Annotated in this window: 9 protein-coding genes; 8 read left to right on the forward strand and 1 reads right to left on the reverse strand. The window is 70.7% G+C overall.

The window, feature by feature from the left end; all coding sequences use genetic code 11:
* Positions 1–26 precede the first annotated feature (26 nt).
* Both AB0C73_RS10035 and AB0C73_RS10040 read left to right on the forward strand, forming a co-directional pair.
* Entirely contained in the window at positions 27–1547 is a 1521-nt protein-coding gene (locus AB0C73_RS10035) for an APC family permease (RefSeq protein ID WP_362526932.1), read from the forward strand.
* A gap of 175 nt (positions 1548–1722) precedes the next feature.
* On the forward strand, positions 1723–2751 hold the full coding sequence (locus AB0C73_RS10040) for a hypothetical protein (RefSeq protein ID WP_362526935.1): 1029 nt from the start codon (positions 1723–1725) through the stop codon (positions 2749–2751).
* Between the two features lie 27 nt (positions 2752–2778).
* On the opposite strand, the gene AB0C73_RS10045 is transcribed toward AB0C73_RS10040, so the two are convergent.
* On the reverse strand, positions 2779–4848 hold the full coding sequence (locus AB0C73_RS10045; RefSeq protein ID WP_362526937.1) for a PhoX family protein: 2070 nt from the start codon (positions 4846–4848) through the stop codon (positions 2779–2781).
* Positions 4849–5268: 420 nt separating this feature from the next.
* Between AB0C73_RS10045 and AB0C73_RS10050 the strand changes: the two genes are divergently transcribed.
* The 6 genes from AB0C73_RS10050 (at position 5269) to AB0C73_RS10075 (ending at position 15131) form a co-directional block, all read left to right on the forward strand.
* The gene (locus AB0C73_RS10050) at positions 5269–6741 is read left to right on the forward strand and encodes a VWA domain-containing protein (RefSeq protein WP_362526939.1); all 1473 of its coding nucleotides are present in this window, start codon (positions 5269–5271) and stop codon (positions 6739–6741) included.
* Positions 6742–6890: 149 nt separating this feature from the next.
* A complete protein-coding gene (metG, locus tag AB0C73_RS10055; RefSeq protein WP_362526941.1) occupies positions 6891–8498 on the forward strand; it encodes a methionine--tRNA ligase in 1608 nt (535 codons plus the stop codon).
* 255 nt (positions 8499–8753) lie between these two features.
* Positions 8754–9311 (forward strand): Uma2 family endonuclease, encoded by a 558-nt coding sequence (locus AB0C73_RS10060; protein WP_362527254.1) that lies wholly within the window; start codon positions 8754–8756, stop codon positions 9309–9311.
* Between the two features lie 83 nt (positions 9312–9394).
* Positions 9395–9880, forward strand: a complete 486-nt coding sequence (locus AB0C73_RS10065) for an SseB family protein (RefSeq protein WP_362526942.1) — start codon at positions 9395–9397, stop codon at positions 9878–9880.
* Positions 9877–10524 (forward strand): hypothetical protein, encoded by a 648-nt coding sequence (locus AB0C73_RS10070; protein ID WP_362526943.1) that lies wholly within the window; start codon positions 9877–9879, stop codon positions 10522–10524. Before AB0C73_RS10065 ends, AB0C73_RS10070 begins: the two co-directional genes overlap by 4 nt.
* Positions 10524–15131, forward strand: coding sequence for a putative T7SS-secreted protein (locus AB0C73_RS10075; protein ID WP_362526944.1), 4608 nt, complete (start codon positions 10524–10526; stop codon positions 15129–15131). The genes AB0C73_RS10070 and AB0C73_RS10075 overlap by 1 nt, the downstream gene beginning before the upstream one ends.
* Positions 15132–15139: the final 8 nt, after the last annotated feature.

Here is a 15139-nt window from a genome sequence, read left to right on the forward strand (position 1 = left end):
TCCCCCGCGTCCCCGAGGACACCGCCATGCGCACCACTTCCGGCAGTTCCGGCAGAGCACCGGGCCGATCCTCCGGCCGGTTCCCCGGCCGGGGCCTCCAGCCCAATGCCCTCGGCACGTTCGACACCATCGTGATGGCCGTGGCGGGCAGCGCGCCCGCGTACTCGCTGGCCGCGACCACCGCCGTGCTGTTCGGCGCGGTCGGCCTGGCCGGGCCCGCGGCGCTGCTCTACTGCGCGATACCGATGTTCGGCATCGTCCTCGCCTACGCCCGCCTCGGCCGGATCGACGTCAACGCGGGCGCCGGATACTCGTGGGTGGGCCGCACCCTCCACCCCTTCCTCGGCTTCCTCTCCGGCTGGGCGCTGGTCTTCGCCACGATCGTGTTCATGGTGGCGGGCTCACTGCCCGCCGGCTCGCTCACGCTCTCCCTGATCGACCCGGCGCTCGCCGACGACACGGCTCTCTCGGTGGCGGTGGGCGCCGGCTGGTTCCTGATGATGCTGCTCGTCGTCCTCGGCGGCGTACGGCTCACCGTGCGCGCCCAACTCGTCATGTCCGGCCTGGAGATGCTGATCCTGGTGGCGTTCGTGCTCGCCGCGGTCATGCACCACGGGCAGGCCACCGCGTTCGACTGGTCGTGGTTCGGATTCGGCCACTTCCGCGGCAGCTCCGGCTTCGCGGCGGGCGCGCTGATCGCCGCCTTCTACTACTGGGGCTGGGACGTCACCAGCAACCTCAGCGAGGAGACCCGCGACAGCCGCCGCACCGCCGGCCTCGCCGCGCTCGTCGGCGTCGGGGTGGTGTTCCTGCTGTTCGAGGCCTTCACGGTCACCGTGAACGTGGTGCTGAGCGGTGGTCAGATCGAGAAGGGCGGCGCCAACGTGCTCGCCGTCCTCGGGCAGGAGATCTGGCCGGGCGTCGGCGGCAGACTGCTCGTCCTCGCCGTGCTCCTGTCGACCGTCGCCACCCTGGAGACCACCCTCATCCAGGTGACCCGCTCGCTGTTCTCGATGGGCCGCGACCACACCCTGCCCGCCGCGCTCGGCACCGTCCACCGGCGCTGGAACACCCCGTGGGTGGCCGTCGTCGCCGTCGGCGCCGCCGCGCTCGTGATGTTCGCGGCCGCGGCCGCCGCCGGCTCGGTCGGCCAGGTCCTCGGCGACGCGGTGAGCGCGATCGGCCTGCTCATCGCGTTCTACTACGCGCTGGCGGGCCTCGCCGCCGTGGTCGCGTACAAGGGTCTGCTGCTGCGCTCGGTGAAGGAGTTCGTCCTCGGCGGGGTGTGGCCGCTGCTCGGCTCGGCGTTCATGCTGTGGGCCTTCGTCGAGTCCCTCGGCGAGCTGTCCGCCGTCTCCCTGGCGATCGGGCTCGGCGGCCTCGGGATCGGCGTCGTGCCGATGCTCGTGTACTGGAGGAAGGGCAGCACCTACTACCGCCCGGCCCGCCTCGACGCGGCCCGCGCGCTCGCCGCGGCGGCGCCCTTCGCCTCGCCGGACTCGCCGCGGGCGCGGAGGGCGGACGAGTCGCTGGCGACGGACTTCTGACCGCTGAGTTCCGGGCTTCCGATGCGGGCGGCGCCCGCTTGCGACCGACGCCGCCCGATCCCCCTCTTCCGACCCGAAGTCCGCGTACCCGACGTCCTCGTACTCGTACGGCGATTCACGCCCGCACCCGTCCCCGTACCCGTCCCCGATCCCAGCCTCGCGAGGGAGGTCACCGATGGCCGCACTGCGCCGCCGCTCGGCCCGTCAGGCCCGGTTCGTGCCGGACTTCGACCCGGACTTCGGCGACCGGGCGCTCACCGAGGCCCGGCACGACATGGTGATCGGACGCTGGCAGGGCGTACGGGATCTGCTGCGGGCGACCGGGGACGACTGGACCCGCCGTACGCACCGGCTGCGGCTGCTCTCGCACGCGGCGGCCGGCAGCTCGACCGTCGAGGCCTGGTGGGCCGCCGAGCCCGGCAACCCGGACGCGGCGGTGCTGCGGGCGGCGACGGAGGTGGTGCGGGTCTTCGACGCGGCCATCGCCGCCGGACGGGGCAGCACGGTCGACCGGGGCCGGGTCGACGCGTCCGTCGACGCGTGCCTCGCGGCGGCCGACGCGGCGCCGGCCGACCCCATGCCGTGGGTGTCGCTACTCTCGGTGGCACGGCTTTACGAGGGCGGGGTGCAGCGCCGCCAACTGCGGCACTGGTTCGACGAGTTGCGGCGCCGCGACCCGTACAACACCGAGGGGCACACGCAGGTGCTGCGCTACTGGTCGGCGCGCTGGCACGGGACGCACGGCGCGATGTACGACTTCGCCCGGGACGCGGCGGGGGTGGCGCCGCCCGGTTCGCCGCTGCCGATCCTGGTGCAGATCGCACGGGTCGAGGAGTACCGGTACGTGGTGGACGGGGCGCTGGGGCGCGGGCCGGTGCGCGGCTTCGACCAGCACTGGAAGCACGAGCTCGCGGTGACCGAGCTCCGGCGGACGCACGCCCGGTGGATCGGCGGCCGGGAACCGGGCCGGCCGGTGGCACCGGAGGAGGTCGCGGAGCTCAACTATCTGGCGCACGCGGCGTGTTACGCGGGCCAGGTGGAGATAGCGCGGGATGCGATGACGCTGCTCGGGGCGCGGGCGGCGTGGGTGCCGTGGGTGTACACGGGCGAGCCGGAGGAGCAGTTCGTACGGTTCCGGGAAGGCCTCGGCGTGGGCGGCGCGGGCGGAGCCCGTACCTCCGGGGCTGAGCAGGGGGCGGGCTGACGCCCGCCCCCCTCAGCCGACTCGGTGTCAGACGCCGATGTCGCTGCCGTCGGTGCGCCAGACGGCGACGACCGACGGGCGGACGATCTTGCCGGGGCCGTCGGGCCAGACGGAGGCCGGATTCTCGACGGACGCGCCGTCGAGCTCGCCCGGGTGCTGCACGGAGACCAGGACCCGGCGGTCCTGGATCAGCGGGCCGCAGGTCTCGGCGCCGGTCGGCACGGTCAGGAACTGCTTGAGCTCACCGCGCCGCCCGCCCTGCACCGCGACGCCGAACAGGCCGTCGTGGGAGCCGAGCTGGTTGCCGTCGGTGGCGATCCACAGGTTGCCGTGCGGGTCGAAGGCCACGTTGTCCGGGCAGGAGATGGGGCTGACGTTCTCCTTCGGGAAGCCGGAGAAGTAGGTGGCCGGGTCGTTCGGGTCGCCGGCGACGAGGAACAGACGCCAGGCGAAGCCGTCGGAGGACGGGTCGTCCCAGTGCTCGGCGAGCTCCAGGATCTGGCCGTGCTTGTTCTCGTTGCGCGGGTTGGCCTCGTCGGCGGCGGCCTTGCCGGGCTTGCCGCGGTCCTTGTTGTTGGTGAGGACGACGTAGACGCGGCCGGTGCGCGGGGACGGCTCGATGTCCTCGGGGCGGTCCATCTTGGTGGCGCCGACCTTGTCACCGGCGAGGCGGGTGAAGACGAACACCTCCTCGGCGCTCATGCCGGGCACGTGCGAGACGGCGGTGCCGTCCGGGCCGGCCGTGGCGAGCGGGATCCACACGCCGGAGCCGTCGAAGGCCCCGTCGGAGGGCAGCTTGCCGGTGCCGTCGATCTCGGCGGCGGGGCTGTCGCCGGTCAGCTTGGCGACGTAGAGGGTGCCCTCGTCGAGCAGGGTGAGGTTGTGCGCGTGCGCGGCCCGCGAGCCGCCCTTCTTCATCCGCTTCGACGAGACGAACTTGTAGAAGTAGTCGAAGCGCTCGTCGTCGCCCATGTAGACGACCGGCCGGCCGTCGGCGGTCAGGCGCGGCTGCGCGGCCTCGTGCTTGAAGCGGCCGAGCGCGGTGCGCTTGCGGGGCGTGGACTCCGGGTCGTACGGGTCGAGCTCGACGACCCAGCCGAAGCGGTGCGCCTCGTTGGGCTCCTGCGCGAGGTCGAAGCGCTTGTCGAAGCGCTCCCACTTGCGCTCGCTGGCGGCGGTGCCGATGCCGTAGCGCTTGTCGGTGGCGGAGGAGGCGTTGGCGAAGTACTGGTTGAAGTTCTCCTCGCCGTGCAGGGTGGTGCCCCACGGGGTGGTGCCGCCGGCGCAGTTGTTGAGCGTGCCGAGGACGGTACGGCCGGCCGGGTCGGCGGAGGTCTTCACCAGTGCGCTGCCCGCCGCCGGGCCGGTCAGCTCGAACTCGCTGGTGGCGGTCAGGCGCCGGTTGAGGTGGTGGCGGGTGACCGCGGCCAGCTTGCCGTCGCGGTGCTCCTCCTGGACCACGACGACGGACAGGCCGTGCGCGGCCCAGGCGATCTCGACCTGCTCGCGGGTCGGGTTGGCGGGGTCGTAACCGCGGAACATCAGGTTCTCGTCGGTGTACTCGTGGTTGGCCACGAGGACCTGGCGGTGGTGCTCGCCGGGCAGCGGGAGCAGGGAGAGGAAGTCGTTGTTGTAGCCGAACTGGCCGGCCTGCGCCTTGGCGGTCTGCTTGTCGGCGTCGAAGGCCGGGGCGCCACGGAGGATGGGCTCGCCCCAGCGGATGACCACGTTCTGGGAGTAGCCGGCGGGGACGGTGACCTGGTCGGCGGTGTTGGGCGGGACCGGCGCGAAGCGGAGGCCGCGGGCGCCGTCGGCCTTGGCGTGGCCCTTCCCCTTCCCGGGCTCGTGCGCCTCGGCGGCGGGCGCGGTGCCGAGCGCGAGCGCGGACCCGGCGGCGGAGGCGACCGTCACGACCGCGGCGGCGCGCACGAGCGAACGGCGCGAAAGCACACCGGCTATGACATCACCGACGTACTCGTTGTCGCTGGTGTTGGGAACCTCGTGGAAACAGGCGTTGCCGCAGCGGTACCGGCAGGTAAGGGCGGAACGGCCGCCGCCGTGGGCGTTGTTGCTCAGCAGGGGCAGCAGTTTGCGCACGTTGTCCTCCGTTGTGGGGCGCGATAAGGCGCGGTCGGCCGTGACGTTATGTGCACGCGCCTGCACGATGGCGGCGAAGGAGTGAACGCCCGATGAATCCACGGCGACCGCAGGCGCCCGGGTCGTAGGGGCCGGGGAGGGCGGCCGCTAACCTTACGTGTCCGCCCTGGCCAGGAATCGCCGTTGAGCCAGGAACAAAGGGACGCATACCGCACCCAACTCATGCGAAGGGGTTCGCCCATGGGTATTCGGAGCTTGCTGCGCAAGGTATTCGGCCGCGACCGCGCGAACACCGCGGAAGTCGAGGTCCCGGCAACCTCCGTCGTCCCGCCCCAGGCGACGCCCCCTGAGGCGGAGGCGTCCGCGCCTGCGGCTGAGGCGAAGGCGGAGACGGAGACGGAGACGGAGACTGCGGAGGCCGTGGCTGAGACTGTGCCCGCGTCCGTGTCCGCGGCCGTGCCCGCGTCCGCGGAGCGGGCGGCGGCGGACCTGGTGGCGGCCGCGTTCGACAACCCGCAGATCCCGCAGGCGCGGAAGGCGGGGGACGAGGCTGAGCCGGTGGCTGAGGTCGAGGCCGAGGTCGAGCCGGTGGCGGAGCCGGAGCCGGAGGTGACGGCTGAGGTCGAGGCTGAGCAGGCTGAGGCTCCTGCGGCCGAGGCGGAGCCGGAGGCCGAGGTGCCTGTGGTCGAGGCCGAGGCTGAGGCCGCCGCCGACGTTGTCGACGACGCCGGTACGGCGGAGGACGAGGCCCCGGCGGAGCCGGTGGCCGAAATCGCCCCTGCGGCGGAGGATGTCGAGGCGGAGCCCGAGCCGGAGGCGGCCCCGGCCGCCGAGGTCGCGGAAGAGGCTCCCGTAGCCGCGGAGGCCGAGGCGGAGACCCCGGCGGAGCCGGAGGCTGACGAGCCGGCCGCGGAGCTGGAGGCCGTAACCGAGCCGGAGCCCGAGCCGGCGCCTGAGCCCGAGGCCGTATCCGAGCCCGAGCCGGTCGTCGCCGAGGTGACCCCGGAGCCGGAGCCCGCCCCCGTACAGGAAGCACCGGAGGCCGAGCCGGAGCCCGAGCCGCAGGCTGAGACCGAGCCCCAGCCCGCCACGGAGCCGGAGACCCCGGCCGAGGCCCCCGCCCCCGCCCCCGCCCCCGAGCCGGTGGCCGCAGCCGCCGAGGCCCCGGCGGAGCCCGAGGCCGAGCCCGAGGCGCCCGCCTCGGACGAGGCGTCCGGCGCCGCCCCCGCCGTCCCCCTCGCCCGCGTCAAGGCCGCCGCCCCGCACCTCGTCGACGCCTACAAGGCGGCCGGCACGGTCCTCGGCAAGCAGGGCCTGGCCGGGGCGCGCGCCGCCGTGTACCTGGTCGTGGACCGGTCGGGGTCGATGCGGCCGTACTTCAAGGACGGGTCGGTCCAGCGCCTCGCGGAGCAGACGGTGGCGCTCGCCGCGCACCTGAACGAGGACGCGGCCGTGACGGCCGTCTTCTTCTCGACGGACATCGACGGCACGGCCGAGCTGACCCCCGCCGAGCTCACCCCCACCCGCGTGGAGGAGATCAACGCGACGCTCGGCCGCCTGGGCCGGACGAACTACCACCGCGCCGTCGAGGAGGTCCTCGCCCTCCACGACAAGTCCGCGGACCCGTCCCTCCCGGCCCTGGTGGTGTTCCAGACGGACGGCGCGCCGGACGCGAAGACACCCGCGACGCAGGCCCTGACGGAGGCGGCGGAGCGCCCGGAGCGGGCGTTCCACTGGCGGTTCACGGTGTGGGGCGAGGAGGAGGCCAAGGCCTTCGACTACCTGCGCAAGCTGGCCACTCCCCGTACGGGTGTCCACTTCGCGGGCACGACGCCGGCCGAGACGGCGCACGCGGAGTTCTACCGGGGCCTGCTGGCGGACTGGTCGCTCTGACGGAGCCGACGGAGCCCTGGTCGGAGCCCTGGTCGGAGCACTGGTCGGAGCACTGATCATGGATGAACCCGGGGGCCGGGGGGCGTCGCCCTCCGGCCCCGGGTTTATCCGTGTGAGGGCAGGTCCCCCCGACCGTTAAAATTCGGACCATGGCGGCCACTGGATCCGAGAAGCAGGGCTCGAAGGCGTTCTACGTCACGACCCCCATCTACTACGTCAACGACGCTCCTCACCTGGGCCACGCCTACACGACCGTCGCAGGCGACGTGCTCACCCGCTGGCACCGCCAGCGCGGTGAGAAGGTGTGGTACCTCACCGGCACGGACGAGCACGGTCAGAAGATCATGCGCACCGCGGAGGCGAACGACGTCACGCCGCAGGAGTGGTGCGACAAGCTCGTCGAGGAGGCCTGGAAGCCCCTCTGGGAGCACCTGAACATCGCGAACGACGACTTCATCCGCACCACCCAGAAGCGTCACACCGACCGCGTGCAGGAGTTCGTGCAGGACCTGTACGACAAGGACGAGATCTACAAGGGCGGCTACGAGGGCCCGTACTGCGTGGGCTGCGAGGAGTACAAGCTCCCGGGCGATCTCATCGAGGCCGAGGACGGCACGAAGCTGTGCGCCGTCCACAAGCGCCCGGTGGAGATCCTCAAGGAGGAGAACTACTTCTTCAAGCTGTCCGCGTACGGCCCGAAGCTGCTGGAGTTCTACGAGGCGAACCCGGGCTTCATCCAGCCCGAGTCGGCCCGCAACGAGGTCGTGAACTTCGTCAAGCAGGGTCTGCAGGACCTCTCCATCTCCCGCTCGACCTTCGACTGGGGCATCCCGGTCCCGTGGGACGACAAGCACGTCATCTACGTGTGGGTCGACGCGCTCCTGAACTACGCGACGGCGGTCGGCTACAACGAGAACCCGGCGAAGTTCGAGGACACCTTCCCCGCGAACACGCACCTGGTCGGCAAGGACATCCTGCGCTTCCACGCAGTGATCTGGCCGGCGATGCTGATGGCGCAGGGCCTGCCGGTCCCGGGCCGGGTGGCGGCCAACGGCTGGCTGATGGTCGGCGGCGAGAAGATGTCGAAGTCGAACCTGACCGGCATCAAGCCGCAGGACCTGACCTCGCACTTCGGCGTGGACGCGTACCGCTGGTACTTCCTGCGCGCGATCGCGTTCGGCAGCGACGGCTCGTTCTCGTGGGAGGACTTCTCCGCCCGCTACACGTCCGAGCTGGCGAACGACTACGGCAACCTCGCGTCGCGCGTGGCGGCGATGGTCGGCAAGTACTTCGGCGGCGAGCTGCCGGCCTCGGCGGCCGAGGGCGACGCGGAGAAGGCGCTGCACGACGGCCTGGCGAAGGCGGTCGAGGTCGCGGACCGGAAGATCGGCGAGGAGCTGGACTTCCAGGGCGGCATCCTGGCGATCTTCGACTTCGTGAAGCAGGTCAACGGCTACATCACGGAGCAGGAGCCCTGGAAGGTCGCGAAGGACGAGAGCGAGGAGGGCCGCGCCCGCCTCGCCACGATCCTCTACACGGCCGCCGAGTCGCTGCGCGCCGTGGCCGTCCTCCTCAACCCGGTCATGCCGGAGACCTCCCAGGCCCTCTGGGAGTCCCTCGGCGCGGAGCCCTCCCTGGGCGCCCTCGCCACCCAGCCGGTCCAGTCCGCCGCCACCTGGGGCCAGCTCCCGGCCGGCGCGACGATCACGAAGGGCGCGGTCCTGTTCCCGCGCCTGGAGGACCCGAAGAAGGACTGACGCAGTACGTGTCCGGCCGAAGGCCGCCGCTCCCGGAAGCCCGGGGCGGCGGCCTTCGCCGTACACGGCCTGCCACGTCACCCGTAGGGGTGGCGGCTCCCTGAATCCACTCGGCAGACCAAAGGCATATGCCAGTGTCCCGGCATGGCGACAGCGACGAAACCGTCCCCGCAAGCGGACGAACACGTACCGTGGAAGGCACCACCGATCCCGGAGGAGGCCGCCGTGGAGGCAGTCGAGCAGCGGACCCGCGCCATGACCCAGGAGCTCTTCGAGGAGCTCGCGCGCGTGGGCGACCGGCTGAGCGATGCCCTGCGCCTGGAATTCATCGACGGGAAGATCGGGGAGAAGGCTTTGCCGGACGGCGACCACGGGCAGATCATCGAATGGCTGACCCGCCTGTGCATCCAGACGAACACCGAGTGGTGGCTGTACCCGGACCAAGGGCTGCGCGTCGAGACCTACCGCAAGGGCAACGCCCGCCCGGACGGCTGCCTCGCACCCAGCGGGACCTTCGCCGGCCAGGGCGAGTGGGCCTCCCCCGACGGCGTGCTCATGGCAGTGGAGGTGACCTCCCACGACTCCGACACCGACCGCCGCGACCGTGTCGAGAAGCCCCCCGCCTACGCGGAGTCCGGCATCCCGGTCTACCTCCTGATCGACCGCGCGGCCGGCGAGGTGCTCGTCCACTCCCAGCCGGGCGAGGGCCGCTACGACATGGTGGTCACCGTCACGATCGGCAAGACCGTGACCCTGCCGGAACCGGTGGGCATGGAGCTGGACACCGAGCCGCTGAAGGACTGGGTCGACTGAAGCAGCTGAGTACGGCCGACATCAGCCGCATGTCGGCCGCATGTTCGTTGCTCGTGGAAATGTCCGCATGACACCATGCGTGAGTGAGTGACAACGGGGATACGGCGAAACCTCAACGGGTTTCCCGGCTGGCCGATTTGGCGGCTGCGTCGGTTCCGGTGACGGAGCCGATGGCGGAGCCGACCGACGAAGAGACCGTGGCGCAGCGGGAGTTCGCGCGTTTGCTGGGTGAATTCCGGCGTAGTGCGGTGCTGGTGCCGTTCGATGAGTTCGGGAGTCTGTGGACGGCGGATTTCGGCGGGGTGCGGTGGATCTGTGCGTTCTCGGACGAGGAGGCGCTGGCGCGGTTCGCGGTGGCGCGGGGGGATGCGGGGCGGGAGTGGGTGTACCGGACGGTTCTGGGTGCGCGGCTTCTTGACGTGATGGTGCCGATGCTGCCTGGTCCGGGTGGTGTGGCGCTGGATGCGGGGAGTGCGGACGGGGTGGTGTTTCCGCCGGTGGCGGGGGTCGTCCCGGACGGGGTGGTAGTGGATCTCGGGGAATCGGGTACGGGGGCGGGGACGCGATGAGTGGGAGTGAGCCTGAGCTGGTGGCTCCGGCGGCGGCGCTGGCGGAGATCGCGAAGGGTATCGATCTGGCGCATTCCGAGCTGAAGGATCTCGGGATGATCGGTCAGGCGTCGGTGGGTCGGGGGTTCTCGGATCTGGCGCTGTCCGGGCTGGAGCTGGGTCACGGCGGGTTGACGTCGGAGTTCGAGACGTTCTGCAGCCGGTGGGAGTGGGGTGTGCGGGCGCTGACCCTGCGGGGGAACGGGTTCGCGCAGGGGGTCGGTCTGTCGGCGGGCTCGTTCGCGGAGCAGGAGCAGTACGTCAAGGACTCGTTCAAGATCGCCGTGAACTCGCTGAACGGGAATCCGCATCTGTCCGAGGACGAGGTCAAGCAGAAGAGCTGGGCGTCCATACGTGACCAGCACATGTGGGACGACCCGGACTGGAGCGGGGAGTCGTTCACCCAGGCGCACGAAGAGGTCAAGCAGACCTGGAAGAACACCGGTTATGACGTCATGGACGCGCAGATGGACTCGATGGAGCGCTCCGGACTGATCACTCCGGAGCAGCGCGCCCTCGCGGACAAGCAGGCCAGGGAGACCTTCGACCCCGATCAGGCGACGATCGAGCAGGCTGAGCAGCCGCGGTGGGGGGAGAGCCGCTGATGGTCGACTGGCGGGGGTGGGGCGACAAGCTCGTCGACGGGGTCGACCACGGCATCGACAAGGGCAAGGAACTCGTCGGCGAGGGCGTCGACTATGTGACCGACAAGACCGGGCAGGCCTTGGACAAGGTCGGTGCGCACGACTGGGCGGACGCGGTCGAGGACTGGGGGGACGAGACCGCGTCCTCGCTGGGTGCGGAGGTCGGGGAGCAGCAGCTCGGGCAGAGTGAGGAAGCGGACGAGCTGGTCCATGGCAAGCCGGCCGCCATCACTGCCGCGGTGAAGAACCTTCGGGACTTCCAGAAGGCGTTCGACCTGGTCGGCGGCGGCATGCGGAAGCTGGACTCCAGCCACTGGAAGGGCGCGGCGGCCAACACCTTCCGAGAGAAGTTCCAGACCCTGCCCACCGACTGGCTGCACGCGGCGGACGCGATGGAGGACGCGGCCAAGGCGCTGGAGACGTACGGGCACGCGGTCGTCAGCGCTCAGGGCAAGGCGCGTGAGGCGATCGCCCTGTACAAGGAGGGCGACAAGGACTCCAAGACGGCGGCCGACAGTTACAACAAGAAGGTCGAGGCCTACAACGCGGCCCGCACCACAGACCACCCGCTGCCGGACCCCGGGAACTTCTCCGACCCGGGCGAGGCCAAGCGGCAGCGCGCCAGGGAGATCCTGAAGGGCGCCCGGAGCGCGCGCAACGAGGCGGGGGAGAGGGCGAAGACAGCGGTCCGTGCCGCGCTCGCGCATGCGCCGAAGGAGCCGACGGGCCTGGAGAAGGCCAAGCTGGAGCTGGCCGACTACGCCATGGGCCAGGGCGTCGAGATGGCTCACTTCGGCGGCGGCATCGTCAAGGGCACGGCAGGTCTGCTCAACTTCGTCCGCTCGCTCGACCCGATGGATCCGTACAACCTGACCCACCCGGCGGAGTACTACAAGGGTGTCAACATGACCCTGGCCGGCCTGGTGTCCACAGCGGCCAACCCCGACCGGGCTCTGAAGAACGCGTGGGAGGCGGCGAAGGGCGACCCGTCGGAGTTCATCGGACGGCTGGTGCCGGAACTGATCGGCACGAAGGGCACGGGCGGTCTGAAGGCCCTGACCCGCCTCAAACACCTCGACGACATACCCACGAAGAAGCCGCACGGCACCCAGGGCCCGACCCGTGACGCACATACGGAGGACCCCCACGGCACTGGCCGGAAGCCGGAGGAAAAGTGCGAGTGCGGTGACCCCGTGGACATGGCCACGGGGCGGGTCACCCTTCCTCAGACGGACCTCGCCCTGGCGGGCGCCCTCCCGCTGGTGTTCAACCGGCATTACGAGTCGTCTTACCGCGCGGGCCGCTGGTTCGGGCCGTCGTGGGCGAGCACGGTCGACCAGCGACTGGAGATCGACGCGGAGGGAGTGCTGCTGCTCTGCGAGGACGGCAGCATGCTCGCCTATCCGCATCCGGCGCCCGGCGTTCCGGTGATGCCGACCCATGGCACCCGCCGCTGGTCGCTGGACCGGGACGCCTCGGGCGACACGTACACGGTCACGAACCCGGAGACAGGCGTTGTACGTCACTTCGCCACGGTCGGGGACGGAGCCGAGGCTGTCCTCGTCCAGATCGACGACCGCAACGGCAACTGGATCACCTTCGGTTACGACGCCGAGGGCGCACCTACGGAGATCGCCCACCACGGCGGTTACCGGCTCCGCCTGGCCACGGACGGATCCCGGGTCACGGCCCTGCACCTGGGGGACCAGGAGATCCGCCGCTACGCCTACACCGACGGTCACCTGACTGCCGTCGCCGATTCGGCGGGCAGGCCGCTGCGCTTCGGCTACGACGAGCGGGGCCGGATGACGTCCTGGACCGACACCAACGGCCACCGCTACGACTACGTCTACGACGACCGAGACCGCTGTGTGTCCCAGTCGGGCCGCGACGGCGTCATGGCCGGCCGTTTCACCTGGGGCGACGGCGAGACGACCTACACGGACGCGCTCGGCCGCACAACCCGCTTCGAGGTGAACGACCAGGCCCGGATCACCGCCGAGACAGCACCTGACGGTGGGATCACCCGGTCCACGTACGACGTCCGGGGCCGTCTGCTTTCCCGAACGGACCCCCTGGGCCACACGACCGTCCTCACCTACGACGGGGAGGGCCGGCTCACGACCGTCACCCGCCCCGACGGGCGGACCACAACAGCCGAGTACGACGCCCTCGGGCTGCCCGTCAAAGTGCGGCGCCCGGACGGTACGACGGTCCGGCAGACATACGACGAGCGCGGCAACCGCACGTCGGTGACGGGTCCGTCGGGGGCACGCACGGAGTTCGCGTACGACGACCAGGGACGGCTCACGACCGTCACGGACCCTCTCGGCGCCATCAGCCGTATCCGTACCGACGGCACCGGTCTGCCGGTCTCGGTCACCGACCCGCTGGGCGCGACGACCTCGTACGGCTACGACGTTTTCGGCCGCACGGTCCGGATCACGGACGCGCTGGGCGCGGCGACGAGCCTTGAGTGGACACCGGAGGGCCGTCTCGCACGCCGGATCGCCCCGGACGGGGCCGAGGAATCCTGGACGTACGACGGCGAGGGCAACTGCCTGAGCCACACGGATGCCATAGGCGGCACCACGGTCTTCACCTACGGAGACTTCGACATCCTCGCGACCCGTACCACCCCGGACGGGACGCGCTACTCCTTCACCCACGACGCGGCGCTCCAGCTGACGGGCGTCACCAATCCGCAGGGCCTGACCTGGGCATACGCCTACGACGCGGCGGGACGAACGAAGTCCGAGACGGACTTCGACGGCCGGACCCTGACGTACGCGTACGACGCGGCGGGACGCTTGGAATCCCGGACCAACGGCGCCGGTGAAACGATCCGCTTCGAGCGGAGCCCTCTCGGCCAGGTGCTCCGCAAGGACGCGGGCGGTGCGGTCACCACGTACGAGTACGACGTCTTCGACGAGCTGGCGATGGCGGTGAGCCCGGACGCGACGCTGACGCGCCTACGGGACCGCCACGGCCACCTGATATCGGAAACGGTCAACGGTCGCACGCTGACGTTCGCTTACGACGAGGTCGGCCGCCGAACGGGCCGCATGACCCCGGGCGGATCGAAGAGCTCGTGGTCGTACGACGCGGCGGGCCGCCGCACGGAACTGGCCACGTCCGGCCGGACGATGTCCTTCGCGCACGACGCGGTCGGCCGCGAAACGAGCCGTGCAATCGGCGACTTCGCAGCTCTGACTTCGTCCTTCGACGAGATGGGCCGTCTGGCCGCCCAAGAGGTGACGAGCCGGGGCGATCGCCTCCAGCGCCGCGCGTACCACTACCGCCCCGACGGCGGTCTGATCGGCATCGACGACCACCTCGCCGGCCCGCGCCGCTTTGCTCTGGACGCGGCGGGCCGGGTGACGGCTGTACGCGCCGACCAGTGGACCGAGCGGTACGCCTACGATGAGGCCGGCAACCAGACGGAAGCGTCCTGGCCCCGCGACAAGGAGGCGACTGGCCCTCGTACCTACACCGGCACCCGCATCACCCGCGCGGGCGGCGTCCGCTACGAACACGACGCCCAGGGCCGGACGATTCTGCGCCAGAAGACCCGCCTGTCACGGAAGCCCGACACCTGGCGCTACACCTGGGACGCCGAAGACCGCCTGACCTCCGTCATCACCCCCGACGGCACGGAATGGCGCTACGTCTACGACCCCCTGGGCCGCCGCATCGCCAAGCGCTCCCCCACGGAGACCGTCCACTTCACCTGGGACGGCGCCACCCTGTGCGAGCAGTCCACCGAAACCCTCACCCTCACCTGGGACCATGCCGGCCTGCGCCCCCTCGCCCAGACGGAACGCCGCCGCGACACGGACGAGACCCGCTTCTTCGCCATCGTCACCGACCTGATCGGCGCCCCGACCGAACTCGTCGACGAGACCGGCGAACTGGCCTGGCGCTCCCGCACCACCCTCTGGGGCACAACCTCCTGGACGAAGTCGGCCACGGCCTACACCCCCCTCCGCTTCCCGGGCCAGTACTTCGACCCGGAGACGGGCCTCCACTACAACTACTTCCGCTACTACGACCCCGAACCAGCCCGCTACCTCACCCAGGACCCCCTGGGCCTGGCCCCGGCCCCGAACCCGGCGACCTACGTCCACAACCCACACACGTGGGCGGATCCACTGGGGCTGGGGCCGTGCCCGCCCAAGGGTGAGCACTCGAACCCGTTCGGGAGTCGCGAAGAGGCCAGGAAGGCCGCCTACGAACTGGCGGGCGTCAAACCCGGTGAGGCCGAGTTCTGGGCCGAATGGGAGGTTGGTCCGGACATCACAAGGAAGCACAGCCCGGGGTACATTTACTCATCGGAAAAGTCGCATTGGGGCACCTTCCGTCAATACGAGACGCCTCAGGGATCACGTGTTGTAGTCGAGCACACGGACGACCCAGCCGGGCCTCACTTCCATGCAGGCAAGCCTAAGGGTGATCCCAGCCGCACCTTCGTAAACTTCGGTTGGGACAATGCCAACTACAGAGACATGGAGCGATATGCAAAGATCAACAAACCAGAAGGAGATCACCATCTGTTCTACGAACAGTGAAACTCAAG

This window comes from Streptomyces sp. NPDC048623 (genome assembly GCF_040650755.1).
Lineage (GTDB): Bacteria > Actinomycetota > Actinomycetes > Streptomycetales > Streptomycetaceae > Streptomyces.

Coding starts and splice junctions, on each gene's coding strand:
- AB0C73_RS10070 (WP_362526943.1), top strand. CDS start 9,877: ATGAGTGGGAGTGAGCCTGAGCTGGTGGCTCCGGCGGCGGCGCTGGCG.
- AB0C73_RS10040 (WP_362526935.1), top strand. CDS start 1,723: ATGGCCGCACTGCGCCGCCGCTCGGCCCGTCAGGCCCGGTTCGTGCCG.
- AB0C73_RS10075 (WP_362526944.1), top strand. CDS start 10,524: ATGGTCGACTGGCGGGGGTGGGGCGACAAGCTCGTCGACGGGGTCGAC.
- AB0C73_RS10060 (WP_362527254.1), top strand. CDS start 8,754: ATGACCCAGGAGCTCTTCGAGGAGCTCGCGCGCGTGGGCGACCGGCTG.
- AB0C73_RS10035 (WP_362526932.1), top strand. CDS start 27: ATGCGCACCACTTCCGGCAGTTCCGGCAGAGCACCGGGCCGATCCTCC.
- metG (WP_362526941.1), top strand. CDS start 6,891: ATGGCGGCCACTGGATCCGAGAAGCAGGGCTCGAAGGCGTTCTACGTC.